17 protein-coding genes are annotated in these 18442 nt (G+C 43.3%); 2 read left to right on the top strand and 15 right to left on the bottom strand.

Translation table 11 applies throughout. The features are described 5' to 3' along the window. Positions 1 to 683 precede the first annotated feature (683 nt). Positions 684 to 1532, bottom strand: a complete 849-nt coding sequence (locus tag I579_RS04325; protein ID WP_034810528.1) for a MerR family transcriptional regulator — start codon at positions 1530 to 1532, stop codon at positions 684 to 686. Between the two features lie 339 nt (positions 1533 to 1871). Between I579_RS04325 and I579_RS04320 the strand changes: the two genes are divergently transcribed. Further along, complete coding sequence (locus tag I579_RS04320) at positions 1872 to 2513, top strand: lactate utilization protein (protein ID WP_010754830.1); 642 nt, start codon at positions 1872 to 1874, stop codon at positions 2511 to 2513. Positions 2514 to 2567: 54 nt separating this feature from the next. On the opposite strand, the gene I579_RS04315 is transcribed toward I579_RS04320, so the two are convergent. After that, entirely contained in the window at positions 2568 to 3524 is a 957-nt protein-coding gene (locus tag I579_RS04315; protein WP_010754831.1) for a tRNA dihydrouridine synthase, read from the bottom strand. A gap of 210 nt (positions 3525 to 3734) precedes the next feature. Between I579_RS04315 and I579_RS04310 the strand changes: the two genes are divergently transcribed. Continuing rightward, on the top strand, positions 3735 to 4214 hold the full coding sequence (locus tag I579_RS04310; protein WP_010754832.1) for a pyridoxamine 5'-phosphate oxidase family protein: 480 nt from the start codon (positions 3735 to 3737) through the stop codon (positions 4212 to 4214). A 75-nt stretch (positions 4215 to 4289) separates the two neighbouring features. On the opposite strand, the gene I579_RS04305 is transcribed toward I579_RS04310, so the two are convergent. The 13 genes from I579_RS04305 to I579_RS12485 form a co-directional block, all read right to left on the bottom strand. Beyond that, complete coding sequence (locus I579_RS04305) at positions 4290 to 4553, bottom strand: metal-sensitive transcriptional regulator (protein ID WP_010754833.1); 264 nt, start codon at positions 4551 to 4553, stop codon at positions 4290 to 4292. Then, positions 4553 to 4849: a rhodanese-like domain-containing protein gene (locus tag I579_RS04300; protein WP_010754834.1), complete on the bottom strand. Its 297-nt coding sequence runs from the start codon at positions 4847 to 4849 to the stop codon at positions 4553 to 4555. Before I579_RS04300 ends, I579_RS04305 begins: the two co-directional genes overlap by 1 nt. Further along, positions 4842 to 6500 carry an FAD-dependent oxidoreductase gene (locus I579_RS04295; protein ID WP_010754835.1) on the bottom strand — a complete coding sequence of 553 codons (1659 nt, stop codon included), beginning with the start codon at positions 6498 to 6500 and terminating at the stop codon, positions 4842 to 4844. Before I579_RS04295 ends, I579_RS04300 begins: the two co-directional genes overlap by 8 nt. 2 nt (positions 6501 to 6502) lie before the next feature. Then, entirely contained in the window at positions 6503 to 6817 is a 315-nt protein-coding gene (locus I579_RS04290; RefSeq protein ID WP_010754836.1) for a rhodanese-like domain-containing protein, read from the bottom strand. Positions 6818 to 7087: 270 nt separating this feature from the next. Beyond that, positions 7088 to 7576 (bottom strand): hypothetical protein, encoded by a 489-nt coding sequence (locus I579_RS04285; protein ID WP_010754837.1) that lies wholly within the window; start codon positions 7574 to 7576, stop codon positions 7088 to 7090. Positions 7577 to 7609: 33 nt separating this feature from the next. Next, entirely contained in the window at positions 7610 to 7783 is a 174-nt protein-coding gene (locus I579_RS12620) for a type II toxin-antitoxin system antitoxin (RefSeq protein WP_010754838.1), read from the bottom strand. Between the two features lie 38 nt (positions 7784 to 7821). Next, positions 7822 to 8853, bottom strand: a complete 1032-nt coding sequence (locus tag I579_RS04280; protein ID WP_010754839.1) for an SPFH domain-containing protein — start codon at positions 8851 to 8853, stop codon at positions 7822 to 7824. A gap of 144 nt (positions 8854 to 8997) precedes the next feature. Beyond that, positions 8998 to 9972, bottom strand: coding sequence for a ribose-phosphate diphosphokinase (locus tag I579_RS04275; protein WP_010754840.1), 975 nt, complete (start codon positions 9970 to 9972; stop codon positions 8998 to 9000). 138 nt (positions 9973 to 10110) lie between these two features. Further along, entirely contained in the window at positions 10111 to 11484 is a 1374-nt protein-coding gene (glmU, locus tag I579_RS04270) for a bifunctional UDP-N-acetylglucosamine diphosphorylase/glucosamine-1-phosphate N-acetyltransferase GlmU (protein ID WP_010754841.1), read from the bottom strand. 212 nt (positions 11485 to 11696) lie between these two features. Then, positions 11697 to 12524, bottom strand: a complete 828-nt coding sequence (locus tag I579_RS04265) for a helix-turn-helix domain-containing protein (protein ID WP_010754842.1) — start codon at positions 12522 to 12524, stop codon at positions 11697 to 11699. 832 nt (positions 12525 to 13356) lie between these two features. Further along, entirely contained in the window at positions 13357 to 14175 is an 819-nt protein-coding gene (gene purR / locus I579_RS04260; RefSeq protein ID WP_010754843.1) for a pur operon repressor, read from the bottom strand. A 317-nt stretch (positions 14176 to 14492) separates the two neighbouring features. Then, entirely contained in the window at positions 14493 to 14627 is a 135-nt protein-coding gene (locus tag I579_RS13120) for a hypothetical protein (RefSeq protein ID WP_371168751.1), read from the bottom strand. Positions 14628 to 14766: 139 nt separating this feature from the next. Then, positions 14767 to 17652: a Mur ligase family protein gene (locus tag I579_RS12485; RefSeq protein ID WP_162138695.1), complete on the bottom strand. Its 2886-nt coding sequence runs from the start codon at positions 17650 to 17652 to the stop codon at positions 14767 to 14769. Between the last annotated feature and the right edge of the window lie 790 nt (positions 17653 to 18442).

Raw genomic sequence — 18442 nt, 5'->3', positions numbered from 1 at the left:
AGTTCTCAATTAGATTCATTAAGTGAGAATTAAAACTGTTTGGTATCTGAATTACCCCGAAAAAGAAAGCGCTATCTTAAATAAGAATTGAAATCATTCTTCTTAACAACTGAAATTTGGAACGGCAGTTGGTACAGATAAAAATACAATTTTCTTTTTCAAAATATTTTTCTCCCTGTTATCTTACATTTGTTACGATTGTTTTCATTGCAAATGATTAATTTGAAAGCTCTTTCAATATGAGGTGATTTTTATTAATGACTGCTAAATCAGCATTTCCAGCTACTACTTGCCCTCACTCTTCAAAGGCTCTCCCTAAGGTCAAGGTTATAAGTTATTTTATTTTTTCTGTAGCTTCCATAAAAACATTCAAAAAAGAAACGAGTTAAGCCTGCTTGAACCCATCTTTTTTATCATCATTGTCTAATCAAACAAGCATTGGCTAGTATTGATTACAGCGCTATTTTGCCTTGTTCAAAATTCAGTTAAAACACTGAACAAACTTACTTTTAGCGAGTCACAATTTATTTTTTCAACTGTTGTTTCGACACAATTTTGTCGCCAAACAGGATGTTTTTTACTAGAAATCGTTATTTAAAATGATAATTAAATTAGAATAATATTTGAAAGCACAAAAAAACCGGATTCAAAAAATCCGGTTTCGTGCTTATTTGGGACAGGCTCTATTTTGCAACGGGAATCATGATCTCCGTCACAAATTTTTCTTGATTTTTCAGTGACCAATAATCAATCACAAACCGTTCATAACAGCCTGGACCTAGCGTGTAGTCATGCTCTTTTGCCCAAGCTTCCATGTGGGCATACTTCTCACTACTTTCTCCAGGGTTTCCCCGATGGTACATACACAGATACATCTGCCCACCAAAATCCTTTAGGGGCAAGGTGTGCTGATTGTTCTTACAGGGCTTTTGAGTCACTATTACTTGCTGGCACTTCCCTGCGGCTTTTTCCTGGTAATCATCAAAATAAAGCACCACAGGACCGGTTATTTCACTATTGTGCTGTTCTAAGTAGTTAATCCAAGTAATATTGATGATTGATTTTTTGTAATCGTATTCAAAAGGCTGTTCCATAAAATAATAGTAATCTTGCTCAATGTACTTTAAACTGATATCCGAAATATCATTTTCGGTGGCCATGACCCCCTCATTCAATAAATTCAACCAATCGGAGACGGATTGATAACAGTTTTGAATGCGTTCTTCTTCTTTTTTCAACTCCGTTAACTTGCTCAAAAAATTTTGTTGATGATAAAAATAGTTTGCCGTATCTCCTACACCAGACATCTCATTTAGGCGAAAACCCATTTGTTTGTAGTACTTTAATATCGGGATCATATGCATCGTGTCTTCACTGTAATACCGATACCCATTACTAGGACAAACATAGTCCGGTGCCAACAAGCCCAATTCTTCATAAAAACGCAGGGTTTTTCTGGATACTCCACAAGTTGAAGCAACTTCGCCAATCGTATGCAATTTGCTCATAGCCACCCATACCTTTCCTATCATTGAACAATTTCTACAATCTATTATAGGCCTCTTGTAAATCTTCTGTCACCCTTATTTTTGAATAAATAACGAGATTTTCATTAATTATGTATCCCCTATCATTTTTCGAACTATCATAAACAGCCAGTAAAAATGGAAAAAAAAGAGAACGCATGTGAATTTATGAACTTTAAAGAACCTATTCTCACATACCCCTAGCACTTTACGCTGAGTTGGATTCGCATTTTTCCCCTAATTGTTCAGCAACCAATTTAAAATCAAGTATAATAAAATAGAAATTAATTTCGAAATTTCCTTAGCGATTACTTGCTTATTGATTATCTTAAAAAGGAGACCCTCATGGAAGAATATCAAAAGGACCGCTACAATACTTCGGCGGTCACTTTAAGTAAAAAACTCACTCGGCGCAATTTTTTGCCGGTAATTTGTCAAAATCTGGCAGAAGCTAAGGAGAAAGCTTTGACCTGGATTGAGCCGGATAAAACAGTAGGCTTTGGTGGTTCTATCACGGTGGAAGCCATGGGCATTATTCCTGATTTGTACGCTCGGGGTCAAACTATGATTGACCGGGAACAGACGAAGACGCCAGCGGAACGCTACCAAGTGATGCGCCAAGCGTTGACGGCGGATTATTTTTTGACCAGTATCAATGGCATCAGTGAAGATGGGGAATTGGTCAATGTCGATAGCGTCGGCAATCGTGTGGCGGCGCTGACTTTTGGGCCGGACAAAGTTTTTGCCTTTGTCAGCATGAAAAAGGTCTACGGCGATTTGGAAACTACCTTAGCCATGGTGCGACGGCAGACGGCGCCTTTAAATGCTTGGCGCTTAAACTTGCAGCAGACGCCTTGCATCAAGAAAGGCACGTGTGGCGATTGCCTCCAACCTGAGTGCATCTGCAATACCATCGCCATTACTCGCCGTTCCATGGCCAAAGACCGCATCGTGATTTTCTTGATTCTGGAAGATACGGGCCTATAAGCTGACTCACAAAAAACCAAGCGGAGATCGTTCCCCGCTTGGTTTTTTGTTTGCTTATTTTTCGAATTCGTCCAAAATTTGGCGGACTTCTGCTGTGGATTTTGTCTCCATCAGGCGAATGCGCAAGTCATTGGCTCCCGGGAAGCCTTTGACATAAATCTTGAAAAAGCGATGGAGACCGACGATGGAACGCGGCAATTGTTCTTGATACTGATCTTGTAAGTCCAACTGCAAGCGCAATAGCTGCAATAACTCTTGGGACGAGTGCTCTTGAGGGATCTTTTCAAACGCATAAGGATTTTTGAAAATTCCCCGACCAATCATGATGCCGTCAACACCATACTTTTCGGCCAGCTCCTCCCCGGTCTTTCGATCCGGAATATCCCCATTAATCGTCAAGAGCGTCTCAGGAGCGATGGCATCCCGCAGTTTCACCAGTTCCGGAATCAGCTCCCAGTGAGCCGCGGCTTTGCTCATTTCTTTGCGGGTACGTAGATGAACCGACAGATTGGCGATGTCTTGTTTTAATAGGTGGCTGATCCAGGCTTGCATCTCACTTAATTCGGTAAAGCCAAGGCGGGTTTTGACGCTCACGGGTAGGCCCCCGGCTTTAGCGGCTTGAATCAATTCCCCCGCGACTTCCGGACGTAAGATCAAGCCACTCCCTTTGCCCCGCTCCGCCACATTGGGCACGGGACAACCCATATTCAGATCGATACCGGCAAAGCCCATCTCGGCTAAGGCCACACTCATTTGGCGGAAATGCTCGGGATTGTCTCCCCAAATATGGGCCACCATGGGCTGTTCATCCTCGGTAAAGACCAGTCGTCCCCGGACGCTGGCCAAACCATCTGGATGGCAAAAACTATCGGAATTGGTGAATTCCGTGAAAAAGACGTCCGGTGCCCCGGCTTCTTGTACCACATGGCGAAAAACCACATCTGTCACGTCTTCCATAGGTGCTAAAATAAAAAAAGGGCGCGGCAATTCTTGCCAAAAATTAGCCTTCATTCTCGTTTCCTCCTTGTGGGATACTTTGGCCCACGGTTTTGCAAAATACAGTTATTATACTCGCTCTAGCAAATTGAGGCAAAAATCCCGTCCGCCAAAAATTACTTTTATCAAAAATCGAGATAAAATTAGCAGATTTTCGCATTTCACGCTAAACTATTTAAAGAGACACTTATATAAACGAAATTAAGACAAAACGGGGGATAAAAGATGGAAGAATTCAAAACCGCTATGGGGCACTTACAGGAGAAATTTGGGAACAAAGACAACTTAATCGGGATTTCAACGATTGCCTTGGAACCAAGTACAGATGGGCAACCACAACCGGACGCCCGCTTTGTGGATGCCTATTATGAAGACGGGGCTTTTTACACCGTAACCTATGCCACCACGAAAAAAATTCAACAGATTACCGCCAATCCCCATGTAGCCCTTTGCTATGTAGTGGACAGCTTCACCGCCACCGGCCGTGGAGAAAACTTAGGCTGGGTGAAAGCCGAGAAAAATCTCGAACTTGCGGCTAAGCTCCGGGAAATTTTTGCCGAATGGTACCAAGACGCCAACAACGACGAAGATCCTAACACTTGCATCTTAAAGGTGACTTTGGAACAAGGCTTGTGGAATTTTCCTCACGAAGGACGGAGTACCGCCATTGATTTCATGGCAAAAACCGTCGTTCACAAGGGATGATTTCCCCTTAATCATTCAACAGATACACAAAAGATGAGCAACGCACTCGTAATGCGTTACTCATCTTTTTGCTTGCTATTTTTTAACGATCATATTCACCGCTTGTTCAATTTTTTGATGTTGTACTTCTGTATCAGCCGCAGGATTTTCCAGACAATTTTTCAAGTTTTCTGCCACAATCAATCCCATGACCCGGTCCACACTGGAACGCACGGCACTCAGTTGGGTGATGACATCCCCGCATTCCGTTCCTTCTTCAATCATCTTTTGAATGCCCCGCAACTGACCTTCCGCTCGTTTCAAACGATTGAGGATGCTCTTATCGCAGGTGGTAGCCATTAGGCGATATCCCCTTTCCAAGCAGACATGCCGCCTAGCACATTGGTCACTTGATAGCCTTGTTGGCTCAAGAAATTGCTAGCATTGGCAGAGCGGGCGCCAGAATGACAGATCACATAGTAGTTTTGGCCTTTGTCCAATTCTTCAAAGCGGGCACCTAATTCACTCAAAGGCAAGTTCGTCGCTTCTGGGATATGCCCATTGGCAAATTCGTCCACTTCCCGCACGTCGAGAATCGCTAGTTTTTCTTTCTTTTCCTTTTGGTAAAATTCGTCATTTGAAATCGTGTTATACATGTTTAATTTCCTCCTTTTTAACTGTGCTGTACAAAGCAAATGCCCCGTCCAGATTGCGAACATTAAAGCCCGCTTGTTTCAAAATCCGTTCTCCCAGATAGCTCCGCAAGCCACTGTGACAAGTGATGATGTATTCCTTTTGCGGATCCAATTCCACTAGACGACAACGTAGATCATCTAAAGGAATGTTCACGGCATTTGGGAATTGACCGTTTTTCGCCAATTCGCCAGGATTACGGACATCTAGTAAGATTTTCCCAGCAGCCAATTCGTCGTTTAATTCATACCATTGTACGCTGTCGCTGAGGCCTTCTGCCAAGTTCATGGCCGCATAGCCCAACATGTTCACTGGATCTTTTGCAGAGCCAAATGGTGGTGCATAGGTGAATTCCAACTCTGGTAAGTCAAAAATCGTCAATTCCCCTTTGATTGCGGTAGCCAAGATATCCAAGCGTTTGTCCACGCCTTCTGCCCCAATCCCTTGGGCACCGAAAATCTTCCCGGTTTCCTTGTCAAAGACTAGTTTCAATACCAAATCTTTTGCTCCCGGATAGTAGCCGGCATGGCTCTTGCCGGATACATGAACCACCTGAACCTCGTAACCTGCCGCTTTTGCAGCTCGTTCACTCAAGCCCGTGGAAGCCGCAGTCAAATCAAAGACCCGCACGATAGCCGTGCCGATGCTGCCTTTGTTTTTCCGTGGCAAGCCAGCGATGACATCCGCCACTTGGCGCCCTTGGCGATTGGCTGGAGAAGCCAGCGAAATCAACGCATCTGCGCCGGTTATTTGTTGTTTCACCACAATGGCATCTCCCACGGCATAGATCCCTTCTTGATTGGTTTGATAATTTTCATCCACGAGAATGCCGCCACGAAGGCCTAATTCAATGCCAGCTTCTTTCGCTAGCGTGTTTTCCGGCTGAACCCCCACGGAAAGAATCGTCAAATCAGATTCCAACGTACTGCCATCTTCTAGCACAATTTCTTGTCCTTGATTGGCAAAAGCCGTAGCGGATTGAGAAGTGATTACCCGTACTTGATTTTTTTCCAGCTCGGCGGTGACATAAGCCGCCATTTCTTCATCCAATGGTGGCAAGACATGAGGTGCTTTTTCCACGATGGTTACGTCTAGTCCACGTTTCCGGAGGTTCTCCGCCATTTCCAAGCCGATAAAGCCAGCGCCAATGACCGTAGCTGTTTGTGGCTTCTTCGTTGTTACATAGTCCATGATGCGATCCACATCCGGTACATTGCGCAAGGAAAAGACATTTGTCGCATCCTTTAAACCGTCAATCGGTGGAATAAAAGGTTTCGCCCCTGGAGAGAGAATCAAATAATCGTAGCATTCTGTAAAGCTTCGGTCTCCGTTCTTCACCGTAACCGTCTTCGCTGAAGGTTGAATTCCCACCACTTCATGTTCCGGCCGAACATCCAAAGAAAAGCGCGCTTGCAATGCTTGAGGGCTTTGAACGATTAAATCTTCTCGTTCACTGATTTCCCCTGATACATAGTAAGGCAAACCACAGTTGGCAAAAGAAACATAGGGCCCCTTTTCCAAAACTACGATCTCCGCGTCCTCCATTAACCGGCGTAAACGTGTGGCCGCCGACATGCCCCCGGCTACTCCACCGACAATTACAATTTTCGTCATCTTCATTTTCCTCCCCTAGTTGGTCCAGTCCAGCGATTCATGCCGCCGGTGACATTGATTACTTGATAACCTTTTTGTTTTAAAATTCGCGCTGCCTGCTTGCTGCGCATACCTGATTGGCAAATCACATAGACGGGTTGCGCTTCTTTTTGCCGATAATCGGCAATTTTGTTTAAAGGCACGTTCTTTGCCGATGCAATATGCCCCCCTCGGTATTCACCGGGAGTTCGTACATCTAATAAAATCAGGTTTTTACCTAATTTCCCAGCCAGTTCACTTGTTGAAATACTGGGAATGCGATTAAATAAGCCAAACATTTCGTCACTCCATTTCTTATACCTGCATGGGTATATTAAAAACCATTCTCTAAAGAAAGTCAATGGAACTGCTCCGAGAAAATTACCTGCGGAACAGTTTCAGAATGTTTTATACCCCCCGATGGTATCTTGCCATCCAATGATTTAAATGGGAATCCCGTGGTTACTAGGGTTTCCTCGCCCGCTTTCGTTACCTTCTAGGTACAAAGCACAAAAAAGTAGCCACAAGCGGGATCTTGCAACCCCATTTGTGACTACTTTTCTCTTTATTCAAAGGGCAGCTGCCAGTAAAGCTTTAAGCTGTTTCATGGTTTGCCACCCGTATCCAGCTGCGCCCCCAGCGGCCAGTAAAAGCAGACCCACACGCCGCCAAATAGGCATCGTTTCCGGTGCAATGGGAGCGAAAGTATCCACTACAAGTAAGCCAAACAATCCTAGAAAGAAGCAGCCGATAAACCCACATTGGACTAGCTTAAAGCCTATCGCCAGTCTTGGAGCAAGTACGTGGTTGATCTGAACTAGTTTCAGCAGGCATTTTAGCATGACGCCAAAAAACAAGCCAAAGACCAGGAACAGAATCCCTGCAAACAGCCAATTCCCTTCAATCAGTGCCCTAAGACAACCATAGCCCATCACCCCGGCAATCCCACCACTGAACAAAATTACCAGTACCAACACTACCTTTGCCACTAATTGGGGCAACCGGTCGAAAAAGGCCATGGCCCCCATCACTACTAAGCCAAATAAAAATTCCACCATCTTTACTCCCCCAAGTGCCCCTAGTAGTCCTGACTAGGACTGCGATTTTTTGCGTTTTTTCACCGCTTCGGTCAATAGGTATTCAATCTGGCCATTGACACTGCGGAATTCGTCTTCCGCCCAAGCGGCGAGTTGTTCGTATAACTCTGCGGATAAGCGGAGCGGCGCTTGTTTCTTTGGCTTTGATTTTTTACTCTCACTATCCAAGACACTCCGCTCCTTTCTGATTCATTCTCATTCACATCTTAATACAGGGAGCCACTATTGACAATCGGTTGGGCATCACGGTTGCCACACAAGACCACCATCAGATTGCTGACCATGGCTGCCTTGCGCTCTTCGTCTAGCTCGACCACACTTTGTTCGTTTAACTTTTCAATGGCCATTTCCACCATCCCCACGGCGCCTTCTACGATTAACTGGCGGGCGTCCACGATGGCAGAGGCTTGTTGCCGTTGCAACATCGCTGCCGCAATCTCCGGTGCATAAGCCAAGTGGGTAATCTTCGCTTCCAAAATCTCAATCCCTGCCACATCTACTTTGCTTTGGATTTCTTCCGCCAGTTTTTGACTGACCTCTAAGCTAGAACCCCGCAAACTTTTTTCATTGGCATCTTCATCATCCGTGGCATCATAAGGGTATAAGCGAACGATATTACGCAAAGCTGAGTCTGATTGAATGGACAAGTACTCACTGAAATTATCCACATCAAACATAGCTTTCGCCGTATCCTCAATGCGCCAAATCACTACGATACTGATGATAATCGGATTACCTAATTTGTCATTGACCTTTTGTTTGTTATTGCTCAAGGCCATCGTTTTCAACGACAAACGTTTTTTCGCTACTGTCGCTTGAGCCTTTTTCGCCCCAGCCGTAAGCTCCATATCGCTCTCCTGGTTTCCTAATAGGTCGCCACTACTTTTTGGCACCGGTGCCGCCACCATAAAAGGATTCGCGAAATAAAAACCGGCACCTTTCAAAGTCCCGACATACTTCCCAAATAAGGTCATTACCAAAGCTTCATTGGGATGAATGACCTTCAAGCCGGCAAATAGCAACCAAACAGGCAAACACCAATAAAAAATTCCGATGGCCATCATCCAGCCCCCTGCTACTACCGTGTCCGGATTATCCAAGCGAAAAATTCCCAACACAAACAACACAATGGACAATACAATCCCCAACAAGTTTAGCAGCAACACAGGCATCCCACTTTTGGCTTGCAACAAAATTTCTTCCGTCGGTGTTTTCAACGCTACTTTATTTTCATTCATCTCTTTCTCCTCCTTTGATATCATTTTGATATCACATAGATTACACCCATAGTATAGCACGGTTGCAAAAAGGGGGCAATGGAAACCGAACAAACAAAAAAACACCGACCTGCAAAACGCCAAGTCGGTGTACTCTGTAAAAATTTATTTTGCCACGTTTGTTTCAAACAATGGGCTAACTGGTTTGTTTTCGTGGATCCGTTTAATAGCTTCACCCATTAAGGCGCCCACGGAGATTTCATCGATTTTGTCGATGCGACGGTCTTCTGGCAAGTAGATGGAGTCGGTGACTACCAAACGTTCGATAGCAGAGTCTTCAATCCGTTGCAATGCTGGACCGGATAAAACAGGGTGGGTACAAGAAGCATAGACGCTCTTCGCACCAGCTTCTTTCAAAGCATTTGCCGCTAGCGTAATCGTGCCAGCCGTATCGATCATGTCGTCGATTAGGACACAAGTCTTGTCTTTTACGTGACCGATGATGTTCATCACTTCTGCCACATTGGCTTTTGGACGACGTTTGTCAATAATCGCAATCGGCGCTTTTAAGAATTCCGCCAATTTCCGCGCCCGTGTTACACCACCGTGGTCAGGGGATACGACAACAACATCGTCGCCTTGGATGCCTTTATCTAAGAAATAGTTGGCAATCAATGGCGCACCCATCAAGTGATCCACTGGAATATCGAAGAACCCTTGGATTTGGGATGCGTGTAAATCTAAGCAAAGCACACGATCTGCGCCAGCTTTTTCAATCATATTGGCAACTAGTTTGGCAGTGATTGGTTCCCGGGACCGAGCTTTCCGGTCTTGGCGGGCATAGCCGTAATAAGGCATGACCACATTGATCGTCTTTGCACTCGCCCGTTTCAAAGCGTCAATCATAATCAACAATTCCATCAAGTTGTCATTGACTGGACTTGAAGTGGATTGAATCACATAGACATGGGCACCACGAATACTTTCTTCGATGTTTACTTGGATTTCCCCGTCAGAGAATTGATTAACGGAACATTTTCCCAATTCAACCCCAACTGCTTCTGCAATTTTTTCGGCTAAGGGACGATTGGAATTCAAGGCAAAAATCTTCAATCTTGGATCAAAATAATGGTTAGACATGAGAACCTCCGCTTTCTTGATTGTTGTCATCGAGCTGTCGAAAACAAAAAAAGACTACTAGATACCAGTGTTTACTTCCTAGTAAATAGTAGTCATTTTCTGTAAATAAATCAAGTTTTTTTACAGTTTCCTTTACAACTAATTAAAGTATGGGAATTTTTTGGCAAAGTCTGCCTTATTCTCCTGACGCGCCCGGGCAATCCCCATGGCACCTTCTGGAATGTCCTTAGTAATCGTAGACCCTGCCGCGATCATGCTGTTAGGGGCTACATTAACCGGGCCGATCAAATTCACACTCGAACCCACAAAGCTGTGATCTCCCACGGTTGTTTGATGTTTGTTCTTCCCATCATAATTCACGAAAACCACGCCGCAGCCTACATTGATGTCTTTGCCCAGGATGGCGTCTCCCACATAGGTCAAATGGCCGACTTTGGTGCCTTCCCCAATCACTGCCTTTTTGACTTCCACAAAGTTCCCCACATGGGCTTTTTCACCGATTTCTGCTTTTGGTCGTAAGTGAGCGTAAGGGCCCACATCCGAGCCTTTGCGCAAGATGCTTTCTTCCACCACGGAGGTTTTCACCGTTACATCGTCTTCAATGATACTGTCGGTGATCTGAGAATTAGCCGTAATCAAGCAGTTTTCCCCGATTACCGTTTTCCCTTTCAAGTATACCCCAGGTTCAATGACGGTTTCCGCACCGATGACTACCCCGTCATCGATATACGTTGCTTTCGGATCAATAAAGCTGACCCCATTAAGCATGTGTTGGTGGTTGATTCGTGCCCGCATTAATTCGTTGGCCTTAGACAAAGCCACGCGATCGTTAACCCCCAGTGATTCATCGAAGTCTTCTGTCAAATAAGCAGCGACATTTTTGCCGGCTTTTTTAAGGATTTCGATGATGTCGGTTAAGTAGTATTCCCCTTGCGCATTGTCCGTATCCAATTGGCTCAACGCATCAAATAACAACTCGTTGTCAAAGCAATAGGTTCCAGTATTGATTTCTTGAATCCGAGCTTCTTCCAAGGTCGCATCCTTTTGTTCCACGATTTTTTCGACGATGCCTACATGGTCCCGCACAATCCGGCCATACCCCGTGGGATCCTCCGCTTTAGCGGTCAAAATTGTAGCGCTAGCGTTTTTCCCTTGATGGTATTCAAAAAGGTTGTTCAAAGTCTCGCTAGTCAATAAAGGCGTGTCCCCACTAATGACCAAAGTCGTGCCTTTCTTACCTTTCAAAAAAGGCTCTGCCTGCAAAACGGCGTGACCGGTACCTAGTTGTTCCGCTTGTAGGGCATACTCACTGCGATCCCCTAGTTGTTTTTTGACCAACTCGGCCCCGTGACCGACGATGGTGATGATTTCATTAGGAGCAGTTTCCGTCACCCGATTCATAATATGTTCTACCATGGGCTTGCCACATACCGGATGGAGCACCTTGTAGAGTTTTGATTTCATGCGTGTTCCTTTACCTGCCGCCAGGATAATTGCGTAACGTTCTGTCATGGTTATTCCTCCAAGTATCTGGTATTAAATGGCCGCGCACCACCCATACCTACCAATTCACTTTTATAAAAATCTACGTCTAAGTTTAGCTCACTAGGCAATAGTTTTCAACTATTGGGAGATAGACCAATGCAAAAAAGGGAATTGTCCCCTAGACAATTCCCGCTCACACTTTGACAAATCTCGACCCTTACTCGATTTTTTTAATCCTGCTATTTTTTAAACTGTTTTTTTAAGGCCAACGTGTTCGCTTGCGACTGACGCTCTTCCTCGACGGCTGCGTTTTTTAACAAATGATAAAAACCTTGGCACAGCACATAGCCGACTCCTCTGCGGGTGCGCAGCGTCTTGCCCTCAAAACCAAATTCCAAAAACTTAGCCTTCATATTGCGAATAATAATCGAAATCTGGGCCAATTTTTGCTCCACTTCCGCTTCAGGCCAAAGCATGCTACAAATTTCCTCTCTAGTTAAAGGATTGTTTTCCCGCTCCATTAAGCGATAAAAGATTTTTTGCTCTTGGTCACTGAAATTCTCCTGTAGATTCCGTAAAAAATCTCCAGGCAATGTCCCTTCCCCTTGACCTGGCGCACACTTAGCGAATGAATTCAATAAGTAGCGATTTTGTAAGCCACTGGAGCGTAAATCGACCTCCCCAGATTCCGACATTCGCTGGTATAGAGGTCCTAGTAATTTCTCCCGCATCTTCGTAGGTGAGTCCGTGGGCACTAGCCATGCATCCACCCCCAACTCCGTCCACAAGGCCTGTTGCTTTTCATCCGGTTCCTCGTGATCTCGTCGCACGATAAAAATATCATAGGCTTTCAAATGAGGCATCACCAACGAGACATCTGGCTCCGATAGACTCTCACTTAAAATCACGATTTTAAAAAAGTGCAGTAACTGGCTCACGTCAAAGTCTGCCTGTAATAAATCTAAGATGCTACAGGAATTAAACACCTCAAAACTCAATTTTTGTAAATCCTGTTGCAACTGAATATCCGCTAAACAATTTTTTGTTAAAATTAAAATTTGGCTCATCCCGCTTCCCCCTTTGTTCTACTGCCGAAAACCTGACAAGGACAAGCATTACTCCCAAATCCGCCACTGCCCTTGCCACTCCTTACGAGTAACTAGCCATATCAAAAAATCCCCACGATTTTTTTTAATACAAATTGAATTTGCTTGCTCAATTAGGTCTTCTATAGAAAGTTACGCCGTTTTTTTTAAAACGTTTAGCAGGGAATCAAAATCATCCCCTGTTTAAATGCACTAAAATGACCTTTACGAATACCTGATCCTTGTTATTCCCGATTATTGCGCCTTAGCTTTTTTCAAATATGACATTCCAAGCAAAAAACGTTAAAAAAAATAGCCTAATCAGAAAGCGCCGCATTTTGACAAGTTCATAAAGAACAACGAATCCATTCAGCCACCCCACCATTTTCCTTTATTTTTTTGCGACTGCTTTTTACTATCTTAAGCCGCCTTTTTTAAAGAACTAAAGGGCTACCTCATTATAGTAATTCTTGTTTTTTATTCAGTCAATCTAAGTTTTTTTACAAAATCCGACAAATTTTAATTTAAAAAACTATGTATTAAAGAACACGAAATTAAAACAATGTTTATGTTTTATATCTTTAAGAAAAACCCGTATATTTTTGTTCGTCCCGCGACCTTTCCTTCCATCAATCGCCAAATTTTCATTTTAAAATGTTATTTAAATTTCTTCTATCTCCTCTATTTCGAAAAACCATTTAATATTACATTTTCCTAAATCCACTTTTTTCTCGGGCTCAAAAAATCTTCTGCTTCCCAGGAAACGACAAAAAAACCCACCGGCGACAAACAGCCACCGGTGGGTTTAGACAGATTATTCTTCGAAGTAATTTCCTGGTACGACATTGATCGTCTTCGTACGAGTATCGACATTTTCCACGAATAAAAGAGAGCTGTACTCATTGATTGCTCGCGTTCCTTTAAATTTTGCTTCTGCAAAAACAGTAACGCCCACGAGTTCACACTCAAACTCTTCAATCAGGCTCTTCATACCATTAACGGTACCGCCGCCTTTCATGAAATCATCCACTACGAGCACCCGAGATCCTCGCGCTAAGCTACGTTTTGAAAGCTCCATTTTTTCGATGCGCTCAGAAGAACCAGAAACGTAATTCACGCTGACCGTGGAACCTTCCGTAATTTTAGAATCCCGTCGAACGATTACGAAGGGCACGTTTAAATAATACGAAACTGCTTGGGCAATCGGCACACCCTTGGTAGCAACCGTCATCACTGCATCGATTTTTTCTCCCAAGTACTTGGAAGCAATAATGCGTCCCACCTGGCGTAATAGCTCAGGCTGTCCCAATAAATCCGATAGATAGACATAGCCACCAGGCAACAAACGATCCTGCTGACTCATCTCTTCGCATAAGTCTTCAATGTATTTCCGTGCGTCTGCCATGCTGATTTCCGGTACAAACAAGACCCCGCCGGCTGCTCCTGGAATAGTCTCCAAAATTCCTGTTCCTCGCATTTTGAAGGTCTTCTTCACAATCGCTAAATCTTCGGAAATAGAGGACTTAGCTGATTCGTAACGTTTCGCGAAGAAAGTCAAAGGAATCAGTTGATGGGGATGTTCCAACAAGTAGTGGGTCATGTCGATTAGGCGCTCACTGCGACGTATTTTCAAAATTGTGTACCCCCTGTTATTTTCTCGCCTTATTATACTGGTTTGCAACGAAAAAAGCTATCTTTTTACAGAATTTCGTAAAAATAGTTCGTCATTTGTTATGATTTCTTTTACGAATAGGCATTTTCACCATAAAAATCCGAAATACCGATTATTACTCTTAAGTGGCCCTTGAATAGAAATCCGGAAGCCTCGGTTTCTTCCCCTTGAAGATGCAATCTCTTGTTTTACTATTACGACTTACCAATTACATCGACCAAAAACATGAAAAACCACCACCAAAAAATGGTGGTGGAAATAAATCAGGCTTGAAATTCTTAACGCCACTTACCTCGTTTTGGTTGATGCTGATTAACATAGCGTTTCGCATCTTTTTTTATCCGCTTTGGTGAATCATCGATATCTGTTTCCCACGGATAAAGCCCGGCTTCATCCTGTTCAAATTGAGACAAGTCTTCCGGCTCTTGCTAACGCTTCTTTTTTGTCAGCTGCTGAATTAGAAAACCCAAAGACGTAACCAACAAGAAAATGATTAACATTACCTGACGCAAATTTACCTTCGAGATAACTTCAGCAAACTTGTTAAGAAGTTCAGACATACTGTATTTCCCTTCTTTCAGCTGGTTCACTGGCCAATAGTTTCAACAAGCGACCACTGATTTGATGGTAGTCACTATCTGATACAGAGCCTTTCAATAAAATCAAACTTTGATCGGTCACTTCTTCCAAGATTCTTTCCACATAGCAATCCATATTTTCGAAGTGCTCTGCTGGAATCGTTGTCCCAGCCACTACTGTTTTCATTCCCTCGCCATAAGCCAGTAACAAATCAGCTCCTGAAGCATCAATAATTGGAATCAAGCGTTTGTGCAGGATCTCAGTATGTTCCCCCAAATCTGCCACTTGTCCCAAAACCAAGAGCTTTTTACCACTGTAATAGAGCGTTTTTTCGGAAAAAGCCCGAATGCCATTAATCATAGAAGGAATCGCCGCATTATGTGTATCGTCAATAATTGCCACCTCTTTGCCATCCAAGTAGCCTGTGTGAGAAGCCATTACTTTTGGCAAACTTTGGAAAGCTAGCAATCTAGAAAGATAGGCTTCCGGTTCTAAGCCCAAGCTCACCAAAGTTAAAAAGATAGCCAGAGAATTTTCTGCCATTCCTTCACTGCCCATGGTCATCTGGTAAGTATAGCGCCGATTTTGATACTCCACCGTCACTTCCGTTAATTCTTTAAGTGACTTCAACTGAATTAAACGCAGATCAGCTGTTTCCGCTCCTTTTAGGCTATAAGTCAGTAAGGTTACCTGTCTTTCTTCGGCTATCTTTTTCACAATACCGAATGATTCTTCTTCCATATCCTGATTTAAAATGGCGGTGCCACCGGGTAAGAGGCCTTCAAAAATACGCCCTTTGACTTTGGCGATTATAGACAAATCTTTCGTTCCACGCATATGAGCATAATCAGCAGAAGTGACGATTGCAATATTCGGCTGAATCAAATTCGCTTGTGGTCCTCGATCACGACTGTTTAATGCATTGATTGATACTTCAAGAACTGCCGCATCTGGACTTTGGACCAACTTGTTCAGATATAAAGGAATTGCGAGACGTGTATTGTGATTGCCTCGATTGCTGAGCACTGTGAAATCAGCTTGCAGCAGATGTTCTAGCATCAACCGGACCGAGCTTTTGCCGACCGATCCTGTAATGGCAACCACTGGGCCTGCAAAACGATTACGCAGGAAGGCCGATACCTCATGCATAAACTCCCAAACATCTGGTACGATAAATTGTGGTACCTCGTCGATTAACTGCTCGTAGATACTATCGGTAATCACGAGTCCTAGATGTCGCCCACGGAATTTGATAAAGCTTGCTCGATTAGGGAAAGGTGATTTTCTGGTAGTAATTTCTTTTATTTTTTTATCAGACAAATCAAGAAATGCTAGCTCAGGATGTCGGCCTACTGGTACGTGTCCTGGATAGTATTCGAAGTCTTGAATGTGTAAGTCTTTCACTAGCTCTTCATTTAAAAACTGGCCAGTAAAATTGGCAAAATCTGCAAAATGAAGCCCCACTCTTTCTTCTTCCGATAGCTTTTTAAGTAGAAACTGGTTCTCGTTTGGCTCCGCTTTTTCAGGAGTAATTGTCTCGGAAATGACTTTTTCAACTTCTTGGGTCTGTTCGTTCATTTGATCCATCGCCTCTTTCATTTGGAATTTTGCATCCTGTAACAACCAAGTGTAGTTAATTAACCCTGATAAAAAGTGCTCCGCATCATCAATTCGCATTCTTGTGCGATCGTGCCGAGCATAGAAACCATGGGCAATTGTTTCTGGTCGTGCAAAATAAATGGCATATTCTGGCCACATGACCCCGGTTCGCAGTTCATGAAGCGCACGTTTCTCCGTTACTTCCCTCAATCTACGATACTCCTCCTCACTAAAAAGTTCCCCAGCATAGGCGGATTCCTCTATCCGACAAAACATTTTGTTGGCAGCTGAAAGTAATTCCAAAAATGTTGGATACGCAGTGTCGCGCCCTTCCATAAAGCGCAAATTCTCCAACGCATTTTTCACACCGAATTCGTAGTATTCTCGCTTAGGCAAATATTGAGTCAATTCATTGACCGAGTAACTGAGCCAATGGTCATGATAGCGCTCATAATTATCCGCTACATAACGATCCATTAAGCGTTCACCCAACTTCAACCAGCGCTCATCTCCGGTTAACGGATACGTACGCATGATGGCAAATAAAGCTTCCCCATTGTAATAAATGATCCGAAACTTTTCCTTAGTGCTTAAGTCTTCTCGTAAAACGTGGCGAGTCCGCCCCTCTTCATCAATAAAGCTATGCATTCCCTCTAACAAATTGAGCATGGCTTCGTGATAAAAGTCGTAGCCTGTTAATGTTTCATACTTGGCTAAAGCCAGAACGACTACTGCCTGGGCGCCTAATTTCAGATCATAGCCTTCTTTGACTTTTTCTCCGACATACAGATGGCCATCAACAGCTAGACAAAGATTCTTTAGTCCCCAATCCAACCCTTTTTCCACCTTTTTTAAGAGCTCCTCTGTGGAATGGGCAGTCTGCTGCTTTTCCGCATACTCTATTGTTTCTAACAATGCATATAAGCTAGAAAAATGGCGGACGCTATTGTATCCAGTCAGCTGTTTGTCATAAGCCGGGTAATAACCATAAGTAAATTTTCCATCTTCCCATAATTGCTCAAAAAGAAAATCAGTTCCCTTTTCAATCGCTTCGCTAAGAAACATTTCTTGATTTTCCTTTGTTATTTGACGCATTCCGCGACCATAACCCGTCTCCGTTAAGGGTAGAATCCGTCCATCTTCAACAAAGACACCTGTTGTATCAAAAAGCACCCATTCATCATCAAAGTAAGCCCACACATCCGGTATCACACGGTCAAATCGCCGTTTGATATATCCTTTAATATTTGCCAAGTTCAATTGAAGCTGGGCAGAATTCACCCCAATCTTATGTGACTTGACGGGGGTCAAAAGAGCATTTCCACTAATTTCATCAGGAAGAAAACTACAACTACCATCCTTTTTGAATGCCACACCTTTGCTAAAGTAGTTATTTCGACTAGTTTGAGCAAACCGTCGAATACCTTCCTCCGCGGGAACCCATTCAGTCTGTGTTTGGATTTCTATTTTCGTCCAACGAATTAATTCGGGCATTTTGCTAAAATAGCGTTCGACTTTGACCCAAGCCCGCTCAAAATCTCTTCCACTAGTCCGCCAGACATGGCCCCTTCTATTTTTTCCACAAGTTGTGATATATAAAACTGTCTCCTCCTGTGGTGCCCTCGCTTGTTCCAATAAATAGCTTTGTACCGCTTTCAGAATTTCATGCTTTTTTTGCTCCATATAATCACTCCTCTATAAATTAGTTATTCAAATTTCCTTTAAAATTACTTTTTTTAAAGGAACTAATTCGATTTTTTTCACAAATCGCGCATTTATTACACACTGATACGTAAAAATCCTTTTATTGACCTTAAATGAACTTATCCAAAGTCAATAAAAGGACTCCATGTATAGATAAGTAATTTAAATTAAACCGGCTTCTGTAAAAGCTTCAGGTATTTCGTTTTATTTTTCATGAATGAATTTAGTTACTTTGGTGTAGTTTTTCCTTGGTAGTAGGGAAATTGATCATAAAAATTTGGAAATAGTACACCTCCGTAATAGGAGGATGAGTCCTGTTTTAATCCTCATCCTCTTATTACTTTGG

It is taken from the genome of Enterococcus asini ATCC 700915, from assembly GCF_000407365.1.
GTDB classification, from domain to species: domain Bacteria; phylum Bacillota; class Bacilli; order Lactobacillales; family Enterococcaceae; genus Enterococcus_C; species Enterococcus_C asini.
Note: the sequence above shows the minus strand (reverse complement) of the source record. Positions and strands in the feature narration are given on the sequence as shown.

What these genes read in the sequence shown, in the direction of transcription:
- I579_RS04290 (WP_010754836.1), bottom strand. Translation starts at nt 6,817, where the DNA reads ATGTTTGGCTTATTTAATCGCATTCCCAGTATTTCAACAAGTGAACTG.
- I579_RS04325 (WP_034810528.1), bottom strand. Translation starts at nt 1,532, where the DNA reads ATGATAGGAAAGGTATGGGTGGCTATGAGCAAATTGCATACGATTGGC.
- I579_RS04295 (WP_010754835.1), bottom strand. Translation starts at nt 6,500, where the DNA reads ATGACGAAAATTGTAATTGTCGGTGGAGTAGCCGGGGGCATGTCGGCG.
- I579_RS04320 (WP_010754830.1), top strand. Translation starts at nt 1,872, where the DNA reads ATGGAAGAATATCAAAAGGACCGCTACAATACTTCGGCGGTCACTTTA.
- I579_RS04310 (WP_010754832.1), top strand. Translation starts at nt 3,735, where the DNA reads ATGGAAGAATTCAAAACCGCTATGGGGCACTTACAGGAGAAATTTGGG.
- I579_RS04315 (WP_010754831.1), bottom strand. Translation starts at nt 3,524, where the DNA reads ATGAAGGCTAATTTTTGGCAAGAATTGCCGCGCCCTTTTTTTATTTTA.
- I579_RS04300 (WP_010754834.1), bottom strand. Translation starts at nt 4,849, where the DNA reads ATGTATAACACGATTTCAAATGACGAATTTTACCAAAAGGAAAAGAAA.
- I579_RS04285 (WP_010754837.1), bottom strand. Translation starts at nt 7,576, where the DNA reads ATGGTGGAATTTTTATTTGGCTTAGTAGTGATGGGGGCCATGGCCTTT.
- I579_RS04280 (WP_010754839.1), bottom strand. Translation starts at nt 8,853, where the DNA reads ATGAATGAAAATAAAGTAGCGTTGAAAACACCGACGGAAGAAATTTTG.
- I579_RS04275 (WP_010754840.1), bottom strand. Translation starts at nt 9,972, where the DNA reads ATGTCTAACCATTATTTTGATCCAAGATTGAAGATTTTTGCCTTGAAT.
- I579_RS04305 (WP_010754833.1), bottom strand. Translation starts at nt 4,553, where the DNA reads ATGGCTACCACCTGCGATAAGAGCATCCTCAATCGTTTGAAACGAGCG.
- I579_RS04265 (WP_010754842.1), bottom strand. Translation starts at nt 12,524, where the DNA reads ATGAGCCAAATTTTAATTTTAACAAAAAATTGTTTAGCGGATATTCAG.
- glmU (WP_010754841.1), bottom strand. Translation starts at nt 11,484, where the DNA reads ATGACAGAACGTTACGCAATTATCCTGGCGGCAGGTAAAGGAACACGC.